Source organism: Actinoplanes sp. NPDC049599, from assembly GCF_044465625.1.
Taxonomy (GTDB): domain Bacteria; phylum Actinomycetota; class Actinomycetes; order Mycobacteriales; family Micromonosporaceae; genus Actinoplanes.
Genome location: NZ_JBITLX010000001.1, coordinates 598358 through 622599 on the forward strand (window position 1 = coordinate 598358; position 24242 = coordinate 622599).

Below are 24242 nucleotides of genomic sequence, written 5' to 3' on the forward strand. Positions count from 1 at the left end.
CGACAGAGTCCCTGAACGCCGTCACCGGCGTGCCGGGCGATAAGCAAAGATCCAGTCCACAGGAGGACACCAGTGGCGAAGGCGAAGTTCGAGCGGACTAAGCCGCACGTCAACATCGGCACCATTGGTCACATCGACCACGGTAAGACGACGCTGACTGCGGCCATCACGAAGGTCCTGCACGACGAGTACCCGGACCTCAACCCCTACACGCCGTTCGACGAGATCGACAAGGCGCCGGAGGAGAAGGCCCGCGGCATCACGATCTCGATCGCGCACGTCGAGTACCAGACCGCGACGCGGCACTACGCGCACGTGGACTGCCCCGGCCACGCGGACTACATCAAGAACATGATCACCGGTGCCGCGCAGATGGACGGCGCGATCCTGGTGGTTGCCGCGACCGACGGCCCGATGCCGCAGACCAAGGAGCACGTGCTCCTGGCCCGCCAGGTCGGCGTTCCGTACATCGTTGTCGCCCTGAACAAGAGCGACATGGTCGAGGACGAGGAGCTCCTGGAGCTCGTCGAGCTCGAGGTTCGCGAGCTGCTCAGCACCTACGAGTTCCCGGGCGACGACCTTCCGGTCGTGCGTGTCTCGGCGCTCAAGGCGCTCGAGGGCGACGAGGCGTGGACCGGCAAGCTCATGGAGCTGATGAACGCGGTCGACACCGCGATCCCGCAGCCTGAGCGTGACACCGACAAGCCGTTCCTCATGCCGATCGAGGACGTCTTCACGATCACCGGTCGCGGCACGGTCGTCACCGGCCGGGCCGAGCGCGGCATCCTCAAGCCGAACGAGGAGGTCGAGATCGTGGGTATCCGCGAGAAGTCGACCAAGACCGTTTGCACCGGCATCGAGATGTTCCGCAAGCTGCTCGACGAGGCCCGCGCGGGCGAGAACGTCGGCCTCCTGCTGCGCGGCATCAAGCGCGAGGACGTCGAGCGCGGCATGGTCGTCGTGAAGCCGGGCTCGAGCACTCCGCACACGGAGTTCGAGGGCCAGGTCTACATCCTCTCGAAGGAAGAGGGCGGCCGGCACACGCCGTTCTTCCAGAACTACCGCCCGCAGTTCTACTTCCGCACCACGGACGTCACCGGCGTCGTCACGCTGCCCGAGGGCACCGAGATGGTCATGCCGGGCGACTCCACCTCGATGTCGGTCAAGCTGATCCAGCCGATCGCCATGGAGCAGGGCCTGAAGTTCGCGATCCGTGAGGGTGGCCGCACCGTCGGCGCCGGCACGGTCACGAAGATCAACGTCTGAGGTAGGTAACCCCGATTAGCATTGCCGGGATCGATACGGCATACTAGTCAGGTTGCGTCCGCGCAGGGTGGTTGGCTGCTCTCGCTTTCGAGAGAGGGCGGCCGGCCACCCTCGCCGGGTGTCCGGCGTGGTTCCAACAGCCGCCGGCATCCCCGATCCCGACGGATCAAGGGTTCCTCTCCCGAGGGTCCCTTGCGGGCAAGATCGCTCCGGAGCCTTGGGGCGGAGCCTGGTCAGCAGAGTTTTCTGCCGACTGGCGCGACACGCCCGACCGCGGGGGTCGGACATCGCAGGACCAACGGTCCTGCGGGCATGCGAGGGCCACAGCTTTCGCACGTAGCGGCATCGAGAGAAGGAAACAGAAGCCACCATGGCGGGACAGAAGATCCGCATCCGGCTCAAGGCCTATGACCACGAGGTCGTTGACTCGTCGGCACGCAAGATCGTTGAGACGGTCACGCGTACCGGAGCTTCGGTCGCGGGCCCGGTGCCGCTGCCCACGGAGATCAACCGTTTCTGCGTCATCCGTTCGCCGCACAAGTACAAGGACTCGCGCGAGCACTTCGAGATGCGCACGCACAAGCGTCTGATCGACATCATCGACCCGACTCCGAAGACGGTCGACTCGCTGATGCGCCTCGACCTTCCGGCTGGCGTCGACATCGAGATCAAGCTGTAGGGATCCGGACAATGGACAGGCAAGTGAAGGGCATCCTGGGCGCCAAGCTCGGCATGACCCAGGTCTGGGACAACAACAAGGTCGTCCCGGTAACCGTGGTGCAGGCCGGCCCGTGCGTCGTGACCCAGGTCCGCACCACCGAGACTGACGGCTATACCGCGGTTCAGCTGGCGTACGGCGCCATCGACCCGCGCAAGGTCAACAAGCCGGAGGGCGGACACTACGCGAAGGCGGGTGTGTCGCCGCGGCGCCACCTCGTGGAGCTGCGCACCACCGACGCCACCGAGTACGAGCTCGGCCAGGAGGTCACCGTCGAGGCGTTCGCGGTCGGCACGCCGATCGACGTCACCGGTAAGACCAAGGGCAAGGGCTACGCCGGTGTCATGAAGCGGCACGGCTTCCACGGCCTGAAGGCGAGCCATGGTGTCGAGCGCAAGCACCGCTCGCCCGGCTCGATCGGCGCCTGCGCGACGCCCGGCCGGGTCTTCCGGGGCACCCGGATGGCGGGTCGCATGGGCAACAAGCGCTTCACCGTGCAGAACCTGACGGTGCAGGCGGTCGACCTCGAGAACAACCTGCTGCTGGTCAAGGGCGCGGTGCCCGGTCCCAAGGGCGCGCTGATCCTGGTTCGCACGGCGGCGAAGAAGAAGGGTGGTGCCAAGTGAGCTCGGTTGATGTGATCAACGCCGAGGGCACGAAGGCCGGCTCGGTCGAGCTGCCCGACGACATCTTCGACGTGCAGGCGAACATCCCGCTGATGCACCAGGTCGTCGTGGCCCAGCTCGCCGCCGCCCGTCAGGGCACGGCCAAGGCCAAGACGCGCGGTGAGGTCGCCGGCGGCGGCAAGAAGCCGTACAAGCAGAAGGGCACCGGTCGCGCCCGTCAGGGCTCGATCCGCGCGCCGCAGTTCACCGGTGGTGGCGTCGTGCACGGCCCCGTGCCGCGCGACTACAGCCAGCGGACCCCGAAGAAGATGAAGGCTGCCGCCCTGCGCGGTGCCCTCTCGGACCGGGCCCGCGACGGCAACGTCCACGTGATCGAGGCCTTCATCGCCGGCGAGACGCCGTCGACCAAGGCCGCCATCGCGGCGCTGCGCAAGGTGACCGACTCCACCAAGGTCCTGGTCGTGCTGAGCAGCTACGACGAGCTGAACTGGATCTCGCTGCGGAACGAGCCGACCGTGCACCTCATCGAGGCCGGCCAGCTCAACACGTACGACGTGCTGGTCGCCGACGTGGTCGTTTTCACCAAGGAAGCCCTCGACGAGTTCCTGGGCGTGCCGGCCGAGGCTGCCGAGGAGGGGGACAAGTGAGCACGATCGCCGACCCGCGCGACATCATCTTCGCGCCCGTGGTCTCCGAGAAGAGCTACAGCGTTCTCGACCAGAACTGGTACACGTTCCTGGTCCACCCGGACGCGAACAAGACCGAGATCAAGATCGCGATCCAGCAGATCTTCGATGTCCGGGTGCTGACGGTGAACACCATCAATCGCCAGGGCAAGCGCAAGCGCACCAGGACGGGCTTCGGTCAGCGTAAGGCGACCAAGCGTGCCCTCGTGAAGCTGGCTGACGGTGACCGCATCGAGGCCTTCGGCGGCCCGGTCAGCTAAGGGGTTGTAAATCATGGCTATCCGTAAGTACAAGCCGACCACGCCGGGCCGTCGTGGCTCCAGCGTCGCCGACTTCGCTGAGATCACCCGGTCGACGCCGGAGAAGTCTCTGCTCGCCCCGCTGCCCCGCAAGGGTGGTCGCAACGTCCACGGCCGCATCACCACGCGGCACCAGGGCGGCGGCCACAAGCGGCAGTACCGGCTGATCGACTTCCGGCGCAACGACAAGGACGGTGTGCCGGCCAAGGTCGCGCACATCGAGTACGACCCGAACCGTACGTCCCGCATCGCACTGCTGCACTACGCCGACGGCGAGAAGCGCTACATCCTCGCGCCGAAGGACCTCAAGCAGGGCGACCGGGTCGAGTCGGGTGTGGGCGCGGACATCAAGCCGGGTAACAACCTGCCGCTGCGCAACATCCCGGTCGGTACGACGGTGCACGGCGTGGAGCTCCGCCCCGGCGGTGGCGCCAAGCTGGCCCGTTCGGCCGGCGTCGGCATCCAGCTGCTCGGCCGTGAGGGTGTGTACGCCACGCTGCGTATGCCCTCCGGCGAGATCCGCCGTGTCGACATCCGCTGCCGCGCGACCGTCGGCGAGATCGGCAACGCTGAGCAGTCGAACATCAACTGGGGCAAGGCCGGCCGCATGCGGTGGAAGGGCAAGCGCCCGACCGTCCGTGGTGTCGCCATGAACCCGGTCGACCACCCGCACGGCGGTGGTGAGGGTAAGACCTCCGGTGGTCGCCACCCGGTCAACCCGGCTGGTAAGCCGGAAGGCCGTACCCGCCGTAAGGGCCAGGAGAGCGACCGCATGATCGTTCGCCGCCGCTACGCCACCCGCAAGCGCGGATAACGGGAGTTAAGAGATGCCTCGCAGCCTGAAGAAGGGCCCGTTCGTCGACGACCACCTGCTCAAGAAGGTGGAAGTCCAGAACGAGAAGAACTCGAAGAACGTCATCAAGACCTGGTCGCGGCGCTCGACGATCATTCCCGACATGCTCGGGCACACGATCGCGGTGCACGACGGGCGCAAGCACGTCCCGGTGTTCATCACCGAGGCCATGGTCGGTCACAAGCTCGGCGAGTTCGCTCTGACCCGCACGTTCAAGGGTCACGAGAAGGACGACCGCAAGAGCCGTCGTCGCTAACCAGTCCACGGATCAGAAAGGGGTTACAGCGATGCCAGTCAAGAGCGATGCTCCGGCGCTTCCGGGCGCTCGGGCAGTTGCGCGCCACGTGCGCATCTCGCCGAACAAGGCGCGCCGTGTGATCAACCTCGTCCGCGGTCTGCCCGCGAAGGAGGCTCTCACGGTCCTGCAGTTCGCGCCGCAGGCCGCGAGTGAGCAGGTTTACAAGGTGCTCGCGAGCGCGATTGCGAACGCCGAGAACAACGAGCGGCTCGACCCGGACGCGCTCCTGGTCAGCGAGGCTTTCGTGGACGAGGGTCCGACGCTCAAGCGGTTCCGGCCGCGGGCGCAGGGCCGGGCGTACCGGATCCGTAAGCGCACCTGCCACATCACCGTGGCGGTCGAAGCGGTCCAGGTGACCACGCCGGCTCGCAAGGCGACGGCCAAGAAGGCCGCGCCGGCCAAGAAGGCTGCTCCGGCGGCCGAGCCGCAGAGCAGCACGGAAGGTGCCGAGTAATGGGTCAGAAAGTTCACCCCACCGGGTTCCGTCTCGGCATCTCCACCGACTGGAAGAGCCGCTGGTTCGCGGACAAGCTCTACAAGGACTACATCGGCGAGGATGTCAAGATCCGCCGGATGATGTCCAAGGGCCTGGAGCGCGCCGGCATTTCCAAGGTGGACATCGAGCGCACCCGCGACCGGGTCCGCGTGGACATCCACACCGCCCGGCCGGGCATCGTCATCGGCCGTAAGGGTGCGGAGGCCGACCGGATCCGCGGCGAGCTCGAGAAGCTCACCGGCAAGCAGGTCCAGCTGAACATCCTCGAGGTGAAGAACCCCGAGTCGGACGCGCAGCTCGTGGCGCAGGGCGTCGCCGAGCAGCTGTCCAGCCGGGTCAGCTTCCGCCGGGCCATGCGCAAGGCGATGCAGTCGGCGATGAAGAACCCGATCTGCAAGGGCATCCGGGTGCAGGTCTCCGGCCGCCTCGGTGGCGCGGAGATGAGCCGCACGGAGTTCTACCGTGAGGGTCGCGTCCCGCTGCACACGCTGCGCGCGAACATCGAGTACGGCTTCTTCGAGGCCCGTACGACCTTCGGCCGCATCGGCGTGAAGGTCTGGATCTACAAGGGCGACGCCGTGCCGGGTCGCGAGGTTGCCCCCGAGGCGCCCGCGCGTCCGCGCCGTGACCGTGCCGAGCGCCCGGACCGTCCGCGTCGCGGCCGTTCCGGTTCGTCCGGCACGACCGCGGGCGGCACCGAGGCCGGCCGGGCCGCTCAGGCCGCGGCTGCTTCCCCCGCTCCGGCGGAGGCCGCACCCACGACCGACACCGCCGTTGCTCCGGCTGCGGCCGAATCGCAGCAGGAGGGCTGACACATGCTGATGCCGCGTAAGCCCCCGAAGGGCTTCCGCAAGCCGCACCACCCGGACCGCCACGGCGCGTCCAAGGGCGGCAACCGGGTGGTCTTCGGCGAGTTCGGTATCCAGGCCCTGGAACCGGCATACGTGACCAACCGGCAGATCGAGTCAGCTCGTATCGCCATGACCCGCCACATCAAGCGTGGCGGCAAGGTGTGGATCTCGATCTTCCCGGACCAGGCACTGACCAAGAAGCCCGCCGAGACCCGCATGGGTTCCGGCAAGGGCTCACCGGAGTGGTGGGTGGCGAACGTCAAGCCGGGACGCATTCTCTTCGAGATGTCGTTCCCGAACGAGACGATCGCGCGCGAAGCGATGCGTCGCGCGATCCACAAGCTCCCGATGAAGTGCCGCATCGTGACGCGCGAAGGGGCTGAAAGCTGATGGCAGCCGGCGTTAAGGCTTCCGAGCTGCGAGAGCTCTCCGAAGAGGAGCTGATCTCGCGGCTGCGCGAATCCAAGGCGGAGCTGTTCAATCTCCGCGTGCAGGGTGCGACCGGTCAGCTCGACAACCACCGTCGTCTGCAGGTCGTCCGCAAGGACATCGCGAAGATCTACACGATCATGCGTGAGCGTGAGCTGGGGCTCTCGGCCGCGCCGACTGAGGTGACTACAGCATGAGCGAGAACGCAGCTGCTGCGCCGCGGACCCAGCGCAAGACGCGCGAGGGCCTCGTGGTCAGCGACAAGATGGACAAGACCGTCATCGTCGAGGTCGAGGACCGCGTCAAGCACGCCCTTTACGGCAAGGTCCTGCGGCGCACCCGCAAGCTCCAGGCACACGACGAGCAGAACGCGTGCGGCGTCGGCGACCGGGTCACCCTGATGGAGACCCGTCCGCTGTCCCGCACCAAGCGGTGGCGTGTCGTAGAGATCCTCGAAAAGGCCAAGTGAGTTGGCTGGGCCGGCCGGGACACCCCGGTCGGCCCGGCGGACCATCGTTCCGCCAAGCTTCGGCGAGTTGCCGGAGAACTGGCAGACATAGGAGACAGACGTGATCCAGCAGGAGTCGCGACTGCGCGTCGCCGACAACACGGGTGCCAGGGAAATCCTGTGCATCCGGGTTCTGGGCGGCTCCGGTCGCCGTTACGCGAGCATCGGTGACGTCATCGTGGCCACGGTCAAGGACGCCATTCCGGGTGCCGGTGTGAAGAAGGGTGACGTCGTCAAGGCGGTCATCGTTCGTACGGCCAAGGAGCGGCGCCGTCCCGACGGCTCGTACATCCGCTTCGACGAGAACGCCGCCGTCATCATCAAGGACGGTGGCGACCCCCGCGGTACGCGCATCTTCGGCCCGGTCGGCCGCGAGCTGCGCGACAAGCGGTTCATGAAGATCATCAGCCTGGCGCCGGAGGTGCTCTGACCGTGAAGATCAAGAAGGGCGACACGGTCGTCGTCATCGCCGGCAAGGACAAGGGCGCCAAGGGTAAGGTCATCGCGGCCTTCCCGCGGCGGGACAAGGTCCTGGTCGAGGGCGTCAACCGTATGAAGAAGCACGAGAAGATCCGCACGACGCAGCGCGGTTCCAAGACCGGCGGCATCGTCACGCAGGAAGCCCCGATCCACATCTCGAACGTGCAGCTCGTGGACTCCGAGGGCAAGCCGACTCGCATCGGTTTCCGGCGGGACGAGAACGGCCAGAAGGTCCGCATCGCGCGTAGCACCGGTAAGGACCTGTGATGACTGCCGCTACCGAGCCCAAGACCCTGCCCCGGCTGAAGCAGAAGTACCGCAGCGAGGTCATTCCTGCGCTTCAGGAGCAGTACAAGTACGGCAACCCCATGCAGCTCCCCGGCCTGGTCAAGGTCGTCGTGAACATGGGTGTTGGCGAGGCCGCGCGCGACGCCAAGCTGATCGACGGCGCCGTGCGGGACCTGACCACCATCACGGGCCAGAAGCCGCTGGTGCGGCGGGCGACCAAGTCCATCGCGCAGTTCAAGCTGCGTGAGGGCATGCCGATCGGCGCGAAGGTCACCCTGCGCAACGACCGGATGTGGGAGTTCCTGGACCGGCTGCTGTCGATCGCGCTGCCGCGTATCCGTGACTTCCGCGGTCTGGACGGGCGCAAGCTCGACGGCCACGGCAACTACACGTTCGGTCTGACCGAGCAGTCGGTGTTCCACGAGATCGACCAGGACCGGATCGATCGGACCCGGGGCATGGACATCACGGTGGTCACCACCGCCACGACCGACGAGGAGGGCCGGCAGCTGCTCAAGCTCCTGGGCTTCCCGTTCAAGGAGAACTGAGCATGGCTAAGAAGGCGCTGATCATCAAGGCGGCCGCGAAGCCGAAGTTCGCCGTTCGGGCGTACACCCGCTGCCAGAAGTGCGGACGGCCGCACTCGGTCTACCGCAAGTTCGGTCTGTGCCGGGTCTGCGTGCGGGACATGGCTCACCGGGGCGAACTGCCCGGCGTGTCCAAGGCTTCCTGGTAACCCAAGCTTGTACTACCGCTTCGCCGTAGGCCCGGGGAAACCCTGGGAACCCCGGCGAGAAAGGTTGACGAATACCCATGACGATGACGGACCCGATCGCAGACATGCTCACGCGTCTGCGTAACGCCAACCAGGCGTACCACGACAAGGTGACCATGCCCTTCTCGAAGATCAAGGCGAACATCGCCGAGGTCCTCAAGGCAGAGGGATACATCGCCTCCTGGTCGGCCGAGGAGCCCGCGGAAGGCGAAGTCGGCAAGCGCCTGGTCGTAGAGCTCAAGTACGGCCAGAACCGCGAGCGCAGCCTCGCCGGCATCAAGCGCGTGTCCAAGCCCGGCCTCCGGGTGTACGCCAAGTCCGACGAGCTCCCCCGGGTGCTCGGTGGCCTGGGTGTCGCGATCGTTTCGACGTCCCAGGGGCTGCTGACCGACCGGCAGGCCCGCAAGCGGAGCGTTGGCGGGGAAATCCTCGCCTTCGTTTGGTAACGGAGACTTAGACATGTCGCGAATCGGACGTAAGTCGATCCCGGTCCCGGCCGGCGTCGACGTCACCATCACGGGCCAGACCGTCAAGGTCAAGGGCCCCAAGGGCGAGCTGTCGCACACCGTGGCCGAGCCGATCACCGTCGAGAAGGCGGAGAACGGCGAGCTGGCGGTCAACCGGCCCAACGACGAACGTCGGGCCAAGGAGCTGCACGGCCTCTCCCGTACCCTGGTCGCCAACATGATCGTCGGCGTCACCGAGGGCTACAAGAAGACGCTGGAGATCAACGGCACCGGTTACCGCGTGACCGCCAAGGGCAAGGACCTCGAGTTCGCCCTGGGCTTCTCGCACCCGGTCAACGTGGTCCCGCCGGCCGGCATCACCTTCTCGGTGGAGCGGCCGACGCAGTTCACGGTCACCGGCATCGACAAGCAGCTCGTCGGCGAGGTCGCCGCGAACATCCGGAAGATCCGCCCGCCGGAGCCGTACAAGGGCAAGGGCGTCAAGTACCAGGGCGAGGTCATCCGCCGCAAGGCCGGAAAGGCAGGTAAGAAGTGACCGCCACGCTGCTCAAGCGCCGCAATGGCGGCGGTGCGTCGTACAAGCGCGCCGTCGGCAAGGCTCGTCGGCACTTCCGGGTCCGCAAGAACGTCCGCGGCTCCGCCGAGCGTCCCCGCCTCGTCGTCACCCGGTCCACGCGGAACATCACCGCGCAGATCGTCGACGACCTCAAGGGCCACACGCTGGCGTCGGCCTCCACGCTCGACGCCACCCTGCGTGGCACTGAGGGTGACAAGAGTGCCCTGGCCACCAAGGTCGGCACTCTCCTCGCCGAGCGGGCCAAGGCCGCAGGCGTATCCAAGGTCGTCTTCGACCGCGGTGGCAACCGGTACGCGGGGCGGATCGCCGCGCTTGCCGACGCTGCCCGCGAAGCCGGACTCGAGTTCTAGGAAGGAATACCAATGCCTGGTCAACAGCGCCGTGGCGGCGGCTCCGGCTCCGGCGGTAACAACGAGGGTGGACGCCGCGACAACCGTCGTGAGGGCGGCCGTAACGCGCCCGTCGAGAAGACCCCGCATCTTGAGCGGGTCGTCGCGATCAACCGGGTCGCCAAGGTCGTCAAGGGCGGTCGTCGCTTCAGCTTCACCGCCCTGGTGATCGTGGGCGACGGTGACGGCACCGTCGGTATCGGCTACGGAAAGGCCAAGGAGGTGCCCGCGGCGATCGCCAAGGGCGTCGAGGAGGCCAAGAAGCACTTCTTCAAGGTGCCGCGCATCGCCGCGACGATCCCGCACCCGATCCTGGGTGAGGCCGCCGCCGGTGTCGTGCTCCTGAAGCCGGCGTCCGCCGGTACCGGCGTCATCGCCGGTGGCCCGGTGCGTGCCGTGCTGGAGTGCGCGGGCATCCACGACGTGCTCTCCAAGAGCCTCGGCTCGTCCAACCCGATCAACATCGTGCATGCGACGGTGGCGGCCCTCAAGGGCCTGGAGTCCCCGGAGGCCGTTGCGGCCCGCCGTGGCCTCCCGGTCGAGGACGTCGCCCCCGCGGCCATGCTGGCGTCTCGTGCGGAAGCGGCGGTGGGACACTGATGGCACGCTTGAAGGTCACCCAGCTCCGGTCCGGCATCGGCCGTAAGCAGAACCAGCGGGACTCCCTGCGGTCGCTCGGGCTGAAGCGGATCAACGATGTGGTGGTCAAGGAAGACCGTCCCGAGATTCGGGGCATGATCTTCGCCGTCAACCACCTCGTCAGCGTCGAGGAGGTCGAGTAATGGCGATCAAGGTCCACCACCTGCGTCCGGCGCCCGGCGCCAAGACCGCGAAGACCCGAGTGGGTCGCGGTGAGGGCTCCAAGGGCAAGACCGCCGGTCGCGGCACCAAGGGCACCAAGGCGCGTTACCAGGTTCCGGCCCGGTTCGAGGGTGGGCAGATGCCCATCCACATGCGCCTGCCCAAGATGAAGGGCTTCAAGAACAAGAACAAGGTCGTCTTCCAGGTCGTGAACCTGGACCGGCTCGCCGAGCTGTTCCCCAACGGCGGCGAGATCGGTCCGCTGGAGCTGGCCGACGCCGGCGCGGTCCGTCGTGGCCAGCCGGTGAAGGTTCTCGGCTCCGGCGAGCTGGGTGGCGTGACGCTGCAGGTCTCGGCGCACGCGTTCAGCGAGTCGGCCAAGGAGAAGATCGCCGCAGCTGGTGGTTCCGCCACCGAGCTGTGAGTTTTTCCGGGGATGCTGGCCCGGGCATCGCGAGATGCTCGGGCGGCATCCCCGTTGTGGCGTCTGACCTGGCACTTTGCCGGGCCGGGCGCGGCCGCTCCACCGGTCGCCCGGTTGCCCTTCGTCCCAGGGTGTTGCACATAGGGCGACCGTGCCTCACAACCGGCACGTCAGACTGTTAAAGTCCGTTCCCAGCTAGGGATATCGGTCGTCCGGACCGATGCCTCCCCCCATCCGCCGGATTCCAGGCGGTCACCTCGCGCAGGAGGAAGAAGTTGCTCTCCGCCTTTTCCAGTGCGTTCCGGACGCCTGACCTGCGCAAGAAGTTGCTGTTCACAGTAGCGATCATCGCGGTCTACCGGCTCGGTGCCACTCTGCCCAGCCCAGGCGTGTCCTACACCAACGTCCGCAACTGTCTGGACGTCGTGAACAGCACCAACGCCGGCGGCGGGGTGTTGAACCTCCTGAACCTCTTCTCCGGCGGTGCGCTGCTCCAGCTCTCCGTGTTCGCGCTCGGCATCATGCCGTACATCACGGCATCGATCATCCTGCAGCTGCTGACCGTGGTGATTCCCCGCCTCGAGCAGCTCCGCAAGGAGGGTCAGTCCGGCCAGGCCAAGATCACGCAATACACCCGGTACCTGACGCTGGGCCTCGCGGTCCTGCAGTCCTCGGCGTTCGTCGCGCTGGCCCGGTCCGGCCAGCTCTTCGCCAACGCCTGCCCGCAGGATCAGGCCAACTTCCAGATCATCCCGGAGAACACCGGGATCCCGGTCTGGCTGACCCTGACCATGCTGGTCATCACGATGACCGCCGGCACCGGCGTGGTGATGTGGCTCGGCGAGCTCATCACCGACCGCGGCGTCGGCAACGGCATGTCCGTGCTGATCTTCACCTCGATCGCCGCCCGCCTCCCCGGCGAGGGCTGGACGATCAAGGAGAGCAGCGGCGTCGCCAAGTTCCTGCTGGTGATCGCGCTCGTGCTGATCGTCATCTGTGCGGTCGTCTTCATCGAGCAGGCCCAGCGGCGCATCCCGGTGCAGTACGCGAAGCGCATGATCGGCCGGCGCATGTACGGCGGCACCTCGACGTACATCCCGCTGAAGGTCAACCAGGCCGGCGTCGTGCCGGTGATCTTCGCGTCCTCGCTGCTCTACCTGCCGCAGCTGTACCTGCAGTTCTTCGACCAGAACAACCTCAAGGGTTATCAGCAGTGGATCCAGAACAACCTGGCGAACCCGAGCCACTGGATCTACATCACCACGTACTTCCTGCTGATCATCTTCTTCACGTACTTCTACGTCTCGATCACGTTCAACCCGACCGAGGTCGCGGAGAACATGAAGAAGTACGGTGGTTTTGTCCCGGGCATCCGGCCCGGTAAGCCGACCGCCGACTACCTGGACTTCATCCTCAGCCGGATCACCCTGCCGGGTGCGCTCTACCTCGGCTTGATCTCGGTCCTGCCGAACTTCTTCTTCATCTGGCTGAACAGCGCGCAGTACCAGAACTTCCCGTTCGGTGGTACGGCGGTGCTGATCATGGTGGGTGTGGGCCTGGAGACGGTCAAGCAGATCGAGAGCCAGCTGATGCAGCGCAACTACGAAGGGTTCCTCCGGTAGTGGGGGCGCGGAGCCGGGGGGCTCTTGCGTCTGTGGTTTGCGAGGCTCGTTCTCACCGAAGCGAGGCGATGTAGGTGCGGCTGGTACTGGTGGGCCCCCCGGGGGCCGGCAAGGGGACCCAGGCTGAGTTCATCGCTGCCCATCTCGCCGTACCGAAGATCTCGACCGGTGACATCTTCCGGGCCAACGTCTCGCAAGGGACACCGCTCGGCGTCGAGGCGAAGCGTTACATGGACGCGGGCAATCTCGTCCCTGACGAGGTGACCATCAACATGGTCCGCGACCGGCTCGCCGAGCCCGACGCCGGCGACGGCTTCCTGCTGGACGGTTTCCCGAGAACCGTCCCGCAGGCGTCGGCGCTCGACAAACTACTGGCGGACCTCGGCATCGCGCTTGATCTGGTGATGGAACTGGTGGTCGACGACGACGAGGTGATCCGGCGGCTCTCGGGCCGCCGGACCTGCCGTGGCTGCGGGAAGATCTGGCACGTCGAGTTCGACCCGACCAGCAAGGAGAACATCTGCGACAGGTGTGGCTCCGAGCTGTTCCAGCGTGACGACGACAAGGCCGAGACCATCGCGAACCGGCTCGTCGAGTACGCGGACAAGACCGCTCCGCTGGTGGACTTCTACGGGGCACAGGGCAAGCTGGTGGGCATCGACGCCACCGGCCCGGTCGAGGACGTCACGGTGCGCGCCATCGACGCCCTGCGGTCGTACGGGGGCTGAGATGCGCCGTCCGCAGCTGGACATTCAGCTGAAGACCCCGGAGCAGATCGAGCTGATGCGCGGGGCCGGCCTGGTCGTCGCCGCAGCGCTGGAGGCGATGCGCGACGCGGTCGCGCCCGGCGTCTCGACCGGTGACCTCGACGCCATCGCGGAGAAGGTCATCCGCGAGGCCGGCGCGGTCCCGTCCTTCAAGGGCTACCACGGCTTCCCGGCCTCGATCTGCGCCTCGGTCAACGAGCAGGTCGTGCACGGCATCCCGGCCGCCGAGCAGGTGCTGCGTGAGGGCGACCTGCTCTCGCTCGACTGCGGCGCGATCCTGCACGGCTGGCACGGCGACTCGGCGATCACCGTCGGGGTGGGCGAGACCGACCCGGCGCTGCTCACGATGGCCCAGGTGGCCGAGGACGCCATGTGGGCCGGCATCGCCGCCGCGGCCCGCGGCGCCGCCAACGGCCGGGGCCGGCTGACCGACATCTCGTTCAACGTCGAGAAGGCCGTCCGCAAGGGTGGCCGCTACGGCATCGTGGACGGCTACGGCGGCCACGGCATCGGCACCGAGATGCACCAGGACCCGCACGTGCTCAACCACGGCAAGCCCGGCAAGGGCCCGCGGCTGGTGCCGGGGCTGTGCCTGGCGATCGAGCCGATGATCACGATGGGCTCGCCGCGTACGGTGGAGCTCGACGACGGCTGGACCGTGGTCACCCGGGACGGCTCGATGGCCGCCCACGTCGAGCACACGATGGCCCTGCTCGACGACGGCGTGTGGGTCACCACCGCACCCGACGGCGGCCGGGCCCGGCTGGGCGACCTGGTCACCTCCCGCCAACCGGAAATAGCCTCCCTGCCGGAGTGAATGCGATGAGCCGCGACGAGATGCGAGCCGGCGACAGCGAGCGCCAGCAGGTAGCCGACCGGCTCAAGGCGGCACTCGACGAGGGCCGGCTGGATCTGCACGAGTACGACGAGCGGCTGGGGCAGACCTACGCGGCGAAGACGTACGGCGAGCTCGACCGGCTCCTCACCGACCTGCCCGGCCCGATCCCGGCTCAACAGTCCCGCGTGGAGCCCTATCAGCCGCCCGCTGCGCCCGCGCCGGCCGCCGAGGTGGGTCAGGTGGCCAAGCCGGGCGGCCCGCCGTTCCTGGGGCCGTACGGCGGCGTGGTGGTGGTCTGCTTCGTCATCTGGGGCGTCTCCTGCCTGGCCTCTGGTGAGTTCGTCTACCCCTGGCCGCTGTGGCTGCTGATCCCGCTGATCCTCGGCCTGCTGAGCCGCTTCACCCACCGGAATCGCTGAGGCGTCAGCTGGCCGGTGCCTGGCATGCTGGAGGGTATGGGCCGGGACGAGATGAGAGCGGCCGACGCCGATCGGCAGGCCGTGGCAGATCAGCTGAAGGCCGCGCTGGACGAGGGCCGGCTCGATCTGCACGAGTACGACGAGCGGTTGCAGCAGGCGTACGCCGCCAAGACCTACGGTGACCTGCAGCCGCTGCTCGGCGACCTGCCCGCGGCCGCGCTCCCGGTGCCGGCCCAGCGCGGCGCCCTCGCCGCTCCCGCCGGGAACGCCACCAGCGCCGAGCTGACCCGGCGCTGGGTCATGGAGGTCTGGGCGAGCTGGATCCCGGTCGTCGGGGTCACGTCGGCGATCTGGCTCATCTCCAGCATCTCCGCCGGCGAGCTGCTCAACTTCTGGCCGATCTGGGTCGCCGGCCCGTGGGGCGCCGTGCTGATCTTCATCACCCTGACCGGCCTGGCCACCGGCGAGCCGCGCAAGCAGGCCGAGAAGAAGGCCCGCAAGGAACAGGCGAAGCAGCTCAAACGCGAACGTAAGGCGCTTGAGCTGGAGGCGGACGAAAGCGTCCATCCGGCAACAAACGGGGATGAAAATCGGGCGTGACACACCCGACCCCGGGTTACGGGGACCTCGGTTTGGTGTCGATGCACCGGCGCGCGTACACTGGCTAGCTGGCGCGCAGCGTCCACTCTTCCATGTCCACCAGCGCTTCGGTGGCGGAGGAGCCGCGGCTGGTCCCGGTCCGACCACTCGACCCGGGATGAACGTTGTGAGCCTGCCCCAGAACCCGATGTCAGGTAGCGGAGGACATGCCAAAGAAAGACGGAGCCATCGAGATCGAAGGCCGAGTGATCGAGCCTCTGCCGAACGCCATGTTCCGTGTGGAGCTTGCAAATGGTCACAAGGTACTGGCTCATATCAGCGGCAAGATGCGGCAGCACTACATCCGCATCCTCCCGGAGGACAGGGTCGTCGTCGAGCTTTCGCCGTACGACCTGACCCGCGGGCGAATCGTCTACCGCTACAAGTAAGGGTCGCGGGGGCTTTGCCTAGTCCCGTCTGACAGAGAGTCAAGGCACAACCGTGAAGGTCAAGCCGAGCGTCAAGCGGATCTGCAACAACTGCCGGGTCATCCGGCGGCACGGCCGCGTCATGGTCATCTGCAAGACCGACGCGCGCCACAAGCAGCGCCAGGGTTAATCAGCTCAGCCTGATTCATCCTTGCGCTCTGGATCCGTACCACCGAACAAGCTCGTCCCAGCCGCGGTTTCGTCTCACGATGAAGCGCGGTTCCACCCCCGGTCGGAGGCCGGGGCCCGCCCGGGCAGGCGGGGTGGGGCTGGCACAGACCTCCGTGAGACACCTGAGGAGTACGCCCACTTATGGCAAGACTCGTCGGCGTCGATCTTCCCCGCGACAAGCGGATGGAGATCGCGCTCACCTACATCTTCGGGGTCGGTCGCACCCGCGCTGTCGAGGCGCTCACCGCTACCGGCATTGACCTGAACAAGCGCGCCAAGGACCTCACGGACGAGGAGCTGGTCCAGCTCCGCGACTACATCGAGGGCAATTTCAAGGTTGAAGGCGACCTGCGCCGCGAGGTCGCCGCCGACATCCGCCGCAAGGTCGAGATCGGCTGCTACGCCGGCATCCGCCACCGCCGGGGTCTCCCCGTCCGCGGACAGCGGACGCGGACCAACGCTCGTACCCGCAAGGGTCCGAAGCGCACGGTCGCTGGCAAGAAGAAGCCCGGTCGGAAGTAATAGGAGCGCACTGACTTATGCCACCGAAGGCACGCGCCGGAGCACCTGTCAAAAAGGTCCGTCGCAAGGAACGCAAGAACGTCGCCCACGGGCAGGCGCACATCAAGAGCACCTTCAACAACACCATCGTGTCGATCACCGACCCGACCGGTGCTGTGATCTCCTGGGCCTCGTCCGGCCAGGTGGGCTTCAAGGGCTCCCGCAAGTCGACTCCGTTCGCCGCGCAGCTGGCCGCCGAGGCCGCCGCGCGCCGGGCCATGGAGCACGGCATGCGCAAGGTCGACGTGTTCGTCAAGGGCCCCGGCTCCGGCCGGGAGACCGCCATCCGTTCGCTGCAGGCCGCGGGCCTCGAGGTCGGTCAGATCTCGGACGTCACGCCGCAGCCGCACAACGGTTGCCGTCCGCCTAAGCGTCGCCGGGTCTAAGGGAGAGATCGAAGCATGGCTCGTTATACAGGGGCGGACTGCAAGCGCTGCCGCCGCGAGAAGATGAAGCTGTTCCTCAAGGGCAGCAAGTGCGACGGGCCGAAGTGCCCGTTCGAGTCGCGTCCCTTCCCGCCCGGCCAGCACGGCCGCGGTCGGACCAAGGAGACCGAGTACCTGCTCCAGCACCGCGAGAAGCAGAAGGCCCGCCGCACCTACGGCGTGCTCGAGAAGCAGTTCCGCGGTTACTACGAGGAGGCTGTCACCAAGCCCGGCAAGACCGGTGAGGTGCTGCTGCAGATCCTCGAGTCGCGTCTCGACAACGTCGTCTACCGGGCCGGCTACGCCGCGTCCCGGGACATGGCCCGGCAGTTGGTCAAGCACGGCCACCTGCTGGTCAACGGTGTCAAGGTCGACATCCCGTCGTACCGGGTGAAGGACCACGACATCGTGCAGGTCCGGGAGAAGTCCCGCGAGATGACGCCGTTCGTGGTCGCCCAGGCCCAGTCCGGTTCCCGCGGGGTGCCGGCCTGGCTCGAGCCGATCCCGAGCGAGATGAAGATCCTGATCCACTCCCTGCCGGCGCGTCAGGTCATCGACACGCAGGTCCAGGAGCAGTTGATCGTCGAGCTCTACTCCAAGTAGGGCGACAGGGGTGCCGGCCCACCGGCCGGCACCCTTTCCGACGGGCGTCATATAGCGGATGCCCTGACAGAAAGAAGAACCACGTGCTCATCAGCCAGCGCCCGAGCCTCTCGGAAGAGTCGATCAGCGAGACCCGCTCCCGGTTCACCATCGAGCCCCTGGAGCCGGGCTTCGGCTACACCCTCGGCAACTCGCTGCGCCGGACCCTGCTGTCGTCCATCCCGGGCGCGGCGGTCACCAGCATCAAGATCGACGGCGTCCTGCACGAGTTCACCACGATCCCCGGTGTCAAGGAGGACGTGGTCGAGCTGGTCATGAACGTCAAGGAGCTGACCGTGAGCTCCGAGCACGACGAGCCCGTCAGCATGTACCTGCGCAAGCAGGGCCCGGGCGACGTCACCGCGGGCGACATCCAGCCCCCGGCCGGCGTCTCCGTGCACAACCCCGACCTGAAGCTGGCCACGCTCAACAGCAAGGGCCGGCTCGACATGGAGCTCACCGTCGAGCGGGGCCGTGGTTACGTCACGGCCGCGCAGAACAAGAGCGCCGGCGCCGAGATCGGCCGCATCCCGGTCGACTCGATCTACTCGCCGGTCATGAAGGTGACCTACCGCGTCGAGGCGACCCGGGTCGAGCAGCGCACCGACTTCGACCGGCTGATCATCGACGTCGAGTCGAAGGCGTCGATCTCGCCCCGCACCGCGCTGGCGTCGGCCGGCTCGACCCTGGTCGAGCTGTTCGGTCTCTGCCGCGAGCTGGACGAGACCGCCGAGGGCATCGACATCGGCCCGTCCCCGCAGGACGCGCAGCTGGCCGCCGATCTGGCCCTGCCGATCGAGGAGCTGGACCTCACGGTCCGCTCGTACAACTGCCTCAAGCGCGAGGGCATCAACACCGTCGGTGAACTCATCGGGCGGACGGAGGCCGACCTTCTGGATATAAGGAATTTCGGTCAGAAGTCCATCGACGAGGTCAAGATGAAGCTCGCCGGCATGGGCCTGGGCCTCAAGGACAGCGCGCCGTCCTTCGACCCGGCGCACGTGGTCGACTCGTTCGGCGACGTGGACTACGACACCGACGACTACCGCGAGACCGAGCAGCTCTAATCCCGGCTGCCGCGTGAGCTGGGTGGCTGTGCCGCCCCGCAGGAATTTCAACGAGGAGCAACAAGATGCCCACGCCCACCAAGGGTCCCCGCCTCGGCGGCAGCCCGGCGCACGAGAAGCTGCTGCTGGCCAACCTGGCCACGGAGCTCTTCCGGCACGGGAAGATCAAGACCACCGAGACCAAGGCGAAGCGCCTGCGCCCCTTGGCGGAGCAGCTCATCACCAAGGCCAAGCGCGGCGACCTGCACTCCCGCCGCCGGGTCCTGGGTGTCGTCAAGGACAAGGACGTCGTCTACTCGCTGTTCGAGTCGATCGCGCCGCGGTACACCAACCGCCCGGGTGGCTACACCCGGATCACCAAGGTCGGCATCCGCAAGGGCGACGCCGCTCCGATGGCCGTCATCGAGCTGGTCGAGGAGCTGCAGGTAGCGGCCACCACGGCGCCGGCCAAGAAGGCCGCCCGCAAGGCCGCCGCGCAGCAGGACAAGGTCGAGGCGCTCACCCGCGAGGAGGAGACGGTTCCGTCTTCGTCCGTCGACCAGGACTCCGAGCCGCCGGTGAACGCTTCCGGCGACAAGGGCGCTGAGGGCCCGGGCGACAAGGCCGAGGGCGAAGACCCCGACGCCAAGGCCTGACCTTCGGCAAGGTTTGATCGGCCCGGCACCCTTCGTGGGTGCCGGGCCTTCCTTTTCCGTACGGCTTCCTTGTCCACGATCCAGCGGAGGACGGCCCCCACATGACCGACACGACGCGCCTGCGCCTGGACGTCTCCTACGACGGCCGGGACTTCTCGGGCTGGGCCGTGCAGCCCGCCCGGCGCACCGTCGCCGGGGTGCTTCTTGAGGCGCTGGAGAAACTTGTCGGACCGGATCAGGAGCTGGGGCTGACCGTGGCGGGACGCACCGACGCGGGGGTGCACGCGACCGGGCAGGTGTGCCACATCAACCTGCCCACGCCGACCTGGGAGACGTTGGCGGAATCGCTGGTGCGCAGGCTGGCCGGGCTCATGCCGCCGGACGCGCGGGTGCGGTCCGTGGTGCCCGTACCGTCCACGTTCGACGCCCGCTTCTCGGCTACCTTCCGCCGCTATGAGTACCGGGTGGCGAACACGGCCTTCGGCCCCGAGCCGCTGCGCCGGTACGACACGATCGGCTGGCTGCGGCCGCTCGACCTGGACCGGCTGCGGCAGGCCGCGGCGGGTCTGGTCGGGCTGCACGACTTCGCCGCGTTCTGCAAGCGCAAGGAGCACGCCACCACGGTGCGCGCGATCACCCACCTGGACTGGCGCCGGGAGCCGGACGGGGTGCTGATCGCCACCGTGCAGGCCGACGCGTTCTGCCAGGCGATGGTGCGCAGCCTGGTCGGCGCGATGCTGACCGTGGGCGACGGCCGCCGTGACCCGGAGTGGCCGGCCCGGCTGCTGACCCTGCGGGAGCGTTCCAGCGAGGTCACCGTGGCCCCCGCGCACGGGCTGACCCTGATCGCGGTGGGCTATCCGGACGAGGCCGACTACGCCGACCGGGCCGACGCCACCCGCCGGCTACGGGTCTAGCGTCCGCCCGCCGACAACCTGCTCACCGAGATACTGCTCGACGAGCTCGGCGGTGATCCGCGTCGCGTACGGGTCGTCATCGGTGACCAGCTGCCCGTCGGGCCGGGCGATCACGCAGTACAGCAGGTAGTGACCGCGGTTGTGCCACCCCACCTGGGCCAGCGGCTCGACCAGCGGGTCGCCGGCCGAGCCGCCCAGCGTGGCGAAGGTGCCCCGGCCGGTCTCGACCAGAGTGCCGGTCAGCTCGCTGACCCGGGCCGCGCCGCTGCCGTCCGCGAGATTGAAGATCCCGGTGGTGACCTGGTAGCCGCCGTACGGCGCGGTCAGCCGGGCCCGGATCACCTGGGTGCAGCCGTAGTCACGGAGCAGGGTGCCCAGTTCACCGATGGTGGCGATCCGGCACTCGCTGTCGCTGTGCGTCATGGTGACCTGATAACCCCCGGCGATCGTGGGCTCGGGGAACACCTCACGCTGGGTCAGCGGCTCGGCGTCGACCGACCGGGACGCGATGCCCGGCTCGGCGCCGGGCGCGGCGACGGAGTCGCGTTCCTGCCCGCGGCTTTCCTCGGCGACGATGAAGAAGCCGCTCAGCCCGACGATCGCCAGGACGATCAGGGCGGCCAGCCCGCGCATCAGCAACTGCAAGGTCCTCTGGAGCTCCTGGGGCGCCCGCCGCTGCGGCGACCGCCATCGCCCGCCGGGCCACTGTGGGTCCCGCTGCGGCGACCGCCGCTGCCCGGCCGGCCCGCCGGGCCACTGTGGGCCGCGGTGCGATGACCGCCGCTGCCTGGGCAGCCCGCCGGGCCACTGTGTGCCAGGGTGCTGTGACACCGCCGAGGGGGCGCCCAGATGCCGGCCGCCGGCGTGGAACTCCGCGGCCAGCCGCACCACGTCCGGCAGCTCGAGCGCCAGCCCTGGCCCCAGCCCCAGCCCTGGCCCCGGCCCCAGCCCCAGCCCTGGCCCCAGCCCCAGCCCTGGCCCTGGCGCCAGCCCTGGCCCCGGCGCCGGCGCTCCGAGCGCCGGCGAACCGACCCGCTGCCGCCCCCGCGCCAACGGATGGTGCGCCGCCGCGTCGTCGGCTGCCGGGTCCGGCGGTGAGGTGATCACGGCCGAGCTGCGCCGGACTGTCGCGCGGTGGGCCCTGGCCCGGCGGGCCAGCGCCTGCCGGATGATCGCCTGGTGGGCCCTGGTCTGGCGGGCGAGCGCCTGCCGGATGATCGCCTGGCGGGCCCGGGCCTGACCCGCCTGGGCCTGGCGGACCAGCGCCTGGGGGCTCAGCAACGCGAGTCCACCCGCCGGGCTTGCGCGGTGGGCGGAGCGGGAGTGCGGATCGCCAAGCATGCAGGCCACGGTAGGAGGGCACCGTGATCGATGGACGCACAGGCTGTGCGGCACCCACCCCCGGCCTCCCGTCGTTGCGGGGAGGGCGTTGAGGGAGGATGAACCGCGTGACCGCCGACCATTACTTCAGCGCCGAGCCCGCCGCGTCCGCCAAGCGGAGCCGGATCGCGTTCACCGCCGCGGGGCGCTCCTACGACCTGGCCGTCGCGGCCGGGGTGTTCTCCGCCGGGCGGCTCGACCCCGGCACCGCCGTGCTGCTGCGCAAGGGTGACCTGCCCACCGCCGCGACCACCGGCACGCTGCTCGACCTCGGCTGCGGCTACGGTCCGATCGCGTGTGTGCTCGCGAGTGAGGCGCCGGCCACCACCGTCTACGCCGTCGACGTCAACTCCCGGGCCCGGGATCTGACGGCCGAGAACGCGGCCGCGCTCGGGCTCGCCGACCGGGTGCGTGTGGCGGCGCCCGACGAGGTGCCGGCCGACGTCACCTTCGACCAGATCTGGAGCAACCCGCCGACCCACGTGGGCAAGGCCGAGCTGCACGCGCTGCTGGCGCGGTGGCTGCCCCGGCTGGCCCCCGGCGGGGTGATCTGGCTGGTGATCAACCGGAACCTCGGTGGTGATTCGCTGCACACCTGGCTCACCTCGCTGGGCTGGGAGGTCACGCGAACGGCCAGCCAGCGGGGGTTCCGGGTGCTGCGGGTGACCGGGAAAACCGACTGACCGCGAGCGGCTCGTCAGGGAGGATGCTCGGGTGGGTTATGTAGACGTGTCCGGGGTCGGATTTGTGCTGCCGGACGGCCGGGAGCTCTTCTCCGACGTCTCGTTCCGGGTCGGCGAGGGCGCGAAGGTGGCGCTGGTCGGGCCGAACGGCGCCGGCAAGACGACGTTGCTGCGGATGGTCGCCGGCGACACCCCCACGCCGATCGGCACCGTCGCGCGGTCCGGCGGGCTGGGCGTGATGCGCCAGTTCATCGGCATGATCGGCGACGACCGTACGCTCGACGACCTGGCGCTGTCGCTGGCCGCGCCGCCGCTGCGGGCCGCCGGTGCGGTCCTGGCCGCGGCCCAGGCCGCGCTCGAACGTGACCCGGACGCCGAGAAGGCGCAGCTTGCCTATGCCAACGCGATCGCCGGCTGGGGCGAGGCCGGCGGCTACGACGCCGAGGTGCTCTTCGATGTCGTGGCGGTCGGCATCCTGGGCAAGCCGTGGGATGAGGTCCGGCACCGTCCGGTGCGGACGCTCTCCGGCGGCCAGCAGAAACGCTTCGCGCTCGACCTGCTGCTGCGCGGCGGCGACGAGGTGCTGCTGCTCGACGAGCCGGACAACTTCCTGGACGTGCCCGGCAAGCGCTGGCTGGAGGCCCGGCTGCGGGAGTCGGCAAAATCGGTGCTCTACGTCTCGCACGATCGCGAGCTGCTGGCCCAGACGGCAAACCGGGTGGTGGCCGTCGAGGGCGGGAGCGCGTGGACGCATCCCGGCGGGTTCGCGTCCTGGCACGAGGCCCGCTCCAACCGCCACGAGCGGCTGCTGGAGCTGCGCCGGCGCTGGGACGAGGAGCACGAGAAGCTCAAGGAGCTCGTCTTCACGCTGAAGAACAAGGCGGCGTACAACGACGGGCTGGCGTCGCGGTATCAGGCGGCGCAGACGCGGCTGCGCAAGTTCGAGGAGGCCGGGCCGCCGCCGCTGCCGCCCAAGGAGCAGTCGCTGCGGATGAACCTGCGCGGCGGGCGTACCGGAAAACGCGCGGTGATGTGCACCGGGCTGGAGCTGGAGAACCTGACCTTCCCGTTCGACCTGGAGATCTGGTACGGCGACCGGGTCGCGGTGCTGGGCGCCAACGGCACGGGCAAGTCGCACTTCCTGCGGCTGCTCGCGGCCGGCGGCACCGCGCCCGATGTGGACAACAAGCCGGTTGACGGGGCGCCGCTGGCGCACGTCGCGCACAACGGGGTCGCCCGGCTCGGCGCCCGGGTGCGGCCGGGTCATTTCTCGCAGACGCACGACCGGCCGGAGCTACTGAAACGGACGCTCGTGGAGATTCTCTGGCGGGGGGACGACCATCGGTCCGGGATGGACCGGGCCGGGGCGATGAAGGCGCTCAATCGGTACGAGCTGGCGGGGCAGGGTGATCAGGTCTTCGGCACGCTTTCCGGTGGGCAGCAGGCTCGGTTCCTCGTGCTGTTGCTGGAGCTTTCCGGGGCCACTGTGCTGCTGCTTGACGAGCCGACCGACAACCTTGATCTGGCATCTGCCGAGGCTTTGGAAGAGGGTTTGCAGGCTTTTGAGGGCACGGTGATCGCGGTGACTCACGACCGCTGGTTCACTCGGGGCTTCGACCGCTTTGTGCTGTTCCAGGGCGACGGTGAGGTTGTGGAGACTCCTTCTCCTGTTTGGGATGTTCGTTAGTTTCCCTCTTTGGTTGCGCTTGGACGGCGGGGGCCGGGGGTGACCACGCACTGCTGGTGGATCGTTTTTATGCCGTGCGTGGTCACCCCCGGCCCCAATGCCGCTTAGCCTAAGTTGATCATGGTGGTGG

38 protein-coding genes are annotated in these 24242 nt (G+C 68.2%); 37 read left to right on the forward strand and 1 reads right to left on the reverse strand.

Annotation, left to right across the window (positions count from 1 at the left end):
* Window positions 1–72: 72 nt before the first annotated feature.
* From tuf to truA, 35 genes are all read left to right on the forward strand, one after another.
* Complete coding sequence (gene tuf / locus ACIBQZ_RS02830; RefSeq protein WP_396086717.1) at window positions 73–1266, forward strand: elongation factor Tu; 1194 nt, start codon at window positions 73–75, stop codon at window positions 1264–1266.
* A 370-nt stretch (window positions 1267–1636) separates the two neighbouring features.
* Window positions 1637–1945, forward strand: a complete 309-nt coding sequence (gene rpsJ / locus ACIBQZ_RS02835) for a 30S ribosomal protein S10 (protein WP_097322778.1) — start codon at window positions 1637–1639, stop codon at window positions 1943–1945.
* An 11-nt stretch (window positions 1946–1956) separates the two neighbouring features.
* Complete coding sequence (gene rplC, locus ACIBQZ_RS02840; RefSeq protein ID WP_396086718.1) at window positions 1957–2610, forward strand: 50S ribosomal protein L3; 654 nt, start codon at window positions 1957–1959, stop codon at window positions 2608–2610.
* Entirely contained in the window at window positions 2607–3257 is a 651-nt protein-coding gene (gene rplD, locus ACIBQZ_RS02845) for a 50S ribosomal protein L4 (protein ID WP_396086719.1), read from the forward strand. Before rplC ends, rplD begins: the two co-directional genes overlap by 4 nt.
* Complete coding sequence (gene rplW, locus ACIBQZ_RS02850) at window positions 3254–3556, forward strand: 50S ribosomal protein L23 (protein WP_396086720.1); 303 nt, start codon at window positions 3254–3256, stop codon at window positions 3554–3556. Before rplD ends, rplW begins: the two co-directional genes overlap by 4 nt.
* Before the next feature lie 13 nt (window positions 3557–3569).
* Entirely contained in the window at window positions 3570–4409 is an 840-nt protein-coding gene (gene rplB, locus ACIBQZ_RS02855; RefSeq protein WP_396086721.1) for a 50S ribosomal protein L2, read from the forward strand.
* A 13-nt stretch (window positions 4410–4422) separates the two neighbouring features.
* A complete protein-coding gene (gene rpsS, locus ACIBQZ_RS02860; protein WP_020513590.1) occupies window positions 4423–4704 on the forward strand; it encodes a 30S ribosomal protein S19 in 282 nt (93 codons plus the stop codon).
* Between the two features lie 31 nt (window positions 4705–4735).
* Complete coding sequence (gene rplV / locus ACIBQZ_RS02865) at window positions 4736–5200, forward strand: 50S ribosomal protein L22 (protein WP_396086722.1); 465 nt, start codon at window positions 4736–4738, stop codon at window positions 5198–5200.
* The gene (gene rpsC / locus ACIBQZ_RS02870) at window positions 5200–6054 is read left to right on the forward strand and encodes a 30S ribosomal protein S3 (protein ID WP_396086723.1); all 855 of its coding nucleotides are present in this window, start codon (window positions 5200–5202) and stop codon (window positions 6052–6054) included. The genes rplV and rpsC overlap by 1 nt, the downstream gene beginning before the upstream one ends.
* Before the next feature lie 3 nt (window positions 6055–6057).
* The gene (rplP, locus tag ACIBQZ_RS02875) at window positions 6058–6483 is read left to right on the forward strand and encodes a 50S ribosomal protein L16 (RefSeq protein ID WP_396086724.1); all 426 of its coding nucleotides are present in this window, start codon (window positions 6058–6060) and stop codon (window positions 6481–6483) included.
* Entirely contained in the window at window positions 6483–6719 is a 237-nt protein-coding gene (rpmC, locus tag ACIBQZ_RS02880) for a 50S ribosomal protein L29 (protein ID WP_212987325.1), read from the forward strand. The genes rplP and rpmC overlap by 1 nt, the downstream gene beginning before the upstream one ends.
* Window positions 6716–6991 carry a 30S ribosomal protein S17 gene (gene rpsQ, locus ACIBQZ_RS02885; protein WP_396086725.1) on the forward strand — a complete coding sequence of 92 codons (276 nt, stop codon included), beginning with the start codon at window positions 6716–6718 and terminating at the stop codon, window positions 6989–6991. The genes rpmC and rpsQ overlap by 4 nt, the downstream gene beginning before the upstream one ends.
* Before the next feature lie 100 nt (window positions 6992–7091).
* Entirely contained in the window at window positions 7092–7460 is a 369-nt protein-coding gene (gene rplN / locus ACIBQZ_RS02890; protein WP_023358185.1) for a 50S ribosomal protein L14, read from the forward strand.
* Window positions 7457–7777, forward strand: coding sequence for a 50S ribosomal protein L24 (gene rplX / locus ACIBQZ_RS02895; protein WP_396086802.1), 321 nt, complete (start codon window positions 7457–7459; stop codon window positions 7775–7777). The genes rplN and rplX overlap by 4 nt, the downstream gene beginning before the upstream one ends.
* Window positions 7777–8346 carry a 50S ribosomal protein L5 gene (gene rplE / locus ACIBQZ_RS02900; RefSeq protein ID WP_125811506.1) on the forward strand — a complete coding sequence of 190 codons (570 nt, stop codon included), beginning with the start codon at window positions 7777–7779 and terminating at the stop codon, window positions 8344–8346. The genes rplX and rplE overlap by 1 nt, the downstream gene beginning before the upstream one ends.
* Before the next feature lie 2 nt (window positions 8347–8348).
* Window positions 8349–8534, forward strand: coding sequence for a type Z 30S ribosomal protein S14 (locus ACIBQZ_RS02905; protein ID WP_014440734.1), 186 nt, complete (start codon window positions 8349–8351; stop codon window positions 8532–8534).
* A gap of 77 nt (window positions 8535–8611) precedes the next feature.
* Window positions 8612–9019: a 30S ribosomal protein S8 gene (gene rpsH / locus ACIBQZ_RS02910; protein ID WP_106130631.1), complete on the forward strand. Its 408-nt coding sequence runs from the start codon at window positions 8612–8614 to the stop codon at window positions 9017–9019.
* A gap of 13 nt (window positions 9020–9032) precedes the next feature.
* Entirely contained in the window at window positions 9033–9575 is a 543-nt protein-coding gene (rplF, locus tag ACIBQZ_RS02915; protein ID WP_023358196.1) for a 50S ribosomal protein L6, read from the forward strand.
* An 8-nt stretch (window positions 9576–9583) separates the two neighbouring features.
* Entirely contained in the window at window positions 9584–9967 is a 384-nt protein-coding gene (rplR, locus tag ACIBQZ_RS02920; protein WP_396086803.1) for a 50S ribosomal protein L18, read from the forward strand.
* 12 nt (window positions 9968–9979) lie between these two features.
* A complete protein-coding gene (gene rpsE, locus ACIBQZ_RS02925) occupies window positions 9980–10606 on the forward strand; it encodes a 30S ribosomal protein S5 (RefSeq protein WP_396086726.1) in 627 nt (208 codons plus the stop codon).
* Window positions 10606–10788, forward strand: coding sequence for a 50S ribosomal protein L30 (gene rpmD, locus ACIBQZ_RS02930; protein ID WP_023358201.1), 183 nt, complete (start codon window positions 10606–10608; stop codon window positions 10786–10788). Before rpsE ends, rpmD begins: the two co-directional genes overlap by 1 nt.
* The gene (gene rplO, locus ACIBQZ_RS02935; RefSeq protein ID WP_396086727.1) at window positions 10788–11231 is read left to right on the forward strand and encodes a 50S ribosomal protein L15; all 444 of its coding nucleotides are present in this window, start codon (window positions 10788–10790) and stop codon (window positions 11229–11231) included. Before rpmD ends, rplO begins: the two co-directional genes overlap by 1 nt.
* A 275-nt stretch (window positions 11232–11506) precedes the next feature.
* Entirely contained in the window at window positions 11507–12853 is a 1347-nt protein-coding gene (gene secY / locus ACIBQZ_RS02940) for a preprotein translocase subunit SecY (RefSeq protein WP_396086728.1), read from the forward strand.
* A 74-nt stretch (window positions 12854–12927) separates the two neighbouring features.
* Window positions 12928–13581 carry an adenylate kinase gene (locus ACIBQZ_RS02945; protein ID WP_125804098.1) on the forward strand — a complete coding sequence of 218 codons (654 nt, stop codon included), beginning with the start codon at window positions 12928–12930 and terminating at the stop codon, window positions 13579–13581.
* A gap of 1 nt (window position 13582) precedes the next feature.
* Window positions 13583–14437 carry a type I methionyl aminopeptidase gene (gene map / locus ACIBQZ_RS02950; protein ID WP_396086729.1) on the forward strand — a complete coding sequence of 285 codons (855 nt, stop codon included), beginning with the start codon at window positions 13583–13585 and terminating at the stop codon, window positions 14435–14437.
* A gap of 5 nt (window positions 14438–14442) precedes the next feature.
* Complete coding sequence (locus ACIBQZ_RS02955; protein ID WP_396086730.1) at window positions 14443–14877, forward strand: DUF1707 domain-containing protein; 435 nt, start codon at window positions 14443–14445, stop codon at window positions 14875–14877.
* Between the two features lie 51 nt (window positions 14878–14928).
* Entirely contained in the window at window positions 14929–15477 is a 549-nt protein-coding gene (locus ACIBQZ_RS02960; protein WP_396086804.1) for a DUF1707 domain-containing protein, read from the forward strand.
* Between the two features lie 206 nt (window positions 15478–15683).
* The gene (gene infA / locus ACIBQZ_RS02965; RefSeq protein ID WP_007073013.1) at window positions 15684–15905 is read left to right on the forward strand and encodes a translation initiation factor IF-1; all 222 of its coding nucleotides are present in this window, start codon (window positions 15684–15686) and stop codon (window positions 15903–15905) included.
* 52 nt (window positions 15906–15957) lie between these two features.
* On the forward strand, window positions 15958–16074 hold the full coding sequence (rpmJ, locus tag ACIBQZ_RS02970; protein WP_015619018.1) for a 50S ribosomal protein L36: 117 nt from the start codon (window positions 15958–15960) through the stop codon (window positions 16072–16074).
* A gap of 182 nt (window positions 16075–16256) precedes the next feature.
* On the forward strand, window positions 16257–16637 hold the full coding sequence (gene rpsM, locus ACIBQZ_RS02975; protein WP_396086731.1) for a 30S ribosomal protein S13: 381 nt from the start codon (window positions 16257–16259) through the stop codon (window positions 16635–16637).
* Between the two features lie 17 nt (window positions 16638–16654).
* Entirely contained in the window at window positions 16655–17062 is a 408-nt protein-coding gene (gene rpsK, locus ACIBQZ_RS02980) for a 30S ribosomal protein S11 (RefSeq protein ID WP_015619020.1), read from the forward strand.
* A 15-nt stretch (window positions 17063–17077) separates the two neighbouring features.
* Window positions 17078–17704: a 30S ribosomal protein S4 gene (gene rpsD / locus ACIBQZ_RS02985; protein ID WP_396086732.1), complete on the forward strand. Its 627-nt coding sequence runs from the start codon at window positions 17078–17080 to the stop codon at window positions 17702–17704.
* Between the two features lie 83 nt (window positions 17705–17787).
* The gene (locus tag ACIBQZ_RS02990; protein WP_396086733.1) at window positions 17788–18810 is read left to right on the forward strand and encodes a DNA-directed RNA polymerase subunit alpha; all 1023 of its coding nucleotides are present in this window, start codon (window positions 17788–17790) and stop codon (window positions 18808–18810) included.
* Between the two features lie 65 nt (window positions 18811–18875).
* Complete coding sequence (rplQ, locus tag ACIBQZ_RS02995) at window positions 18876–19445, forward strand: 50S ribosomal protein L17 (protein ID WP_396086734.1); 570 nt, start codon at window positions 18876–18878, stop codon at window positions 19443–19445.
* A 101-nt stretch (window positions 19446–19546) separates the two neighbouring features.
* Window positions 19547–20362: a tRNA pseudouridine(38-40) synthase TruA gene (gene truA / locus ACIBQZ_RS03000; protein WP_396086735.1), complete on the forward strand. Its 816-nt coding sequence runs from the start codon at window positions 19547–19549 to the stop codon at window positions 20360–20362.
* Here truA and ACIBQZ_RS03005 read toward each other — a convergent pair.
* Window positions 20351–21703, reverse strand: coding sequence for a hypothetical protein (locus tag ACIBQZ_RS03005; RefSeq protein ID WP_396086736.1), 1353 nt, complete (start codon window positions 21701–21703; stop codon window positions 20351–20353). The two genes, truA and ACIBQZ_RS03005, sit on opposite strands and share 12 nt — an antisense overlap.
* A gap of 107 nt (window positions 21704–21810) precedes the next feature.
* Here ACIBQZ_RS03005 and ACIBQZ_RS03010 point away from each other — a divergent pair, with 107 nt between their 5' ends.
* Window positions 21811–22425 (forward strand): class I SAM-dependent methyltransferase, encoded by a 615-nt coding sequence (locus ACIBQZ_RS03010; RefSeq protein WP_396086737.1) that lies wholly within the window; start codon window positions 21811–21813, stop codon window positions 22423–22425.
* 31 nt (window positions 22426–22456) lie between these two features.
* Window positions 22457–24112, forward strand: a complete 1656-nt coding sequence (locus ACIBQZ_RS03015; RefSeq protein ID WP_396086738.1) for an ABC-F family ATP-binding cassette domain-containing protein — start codon at window positions 22457–22459, stop codon at window positions 24110–24112.
* Window positions 24113–24242: the final 130 nt, after the last annotated feature.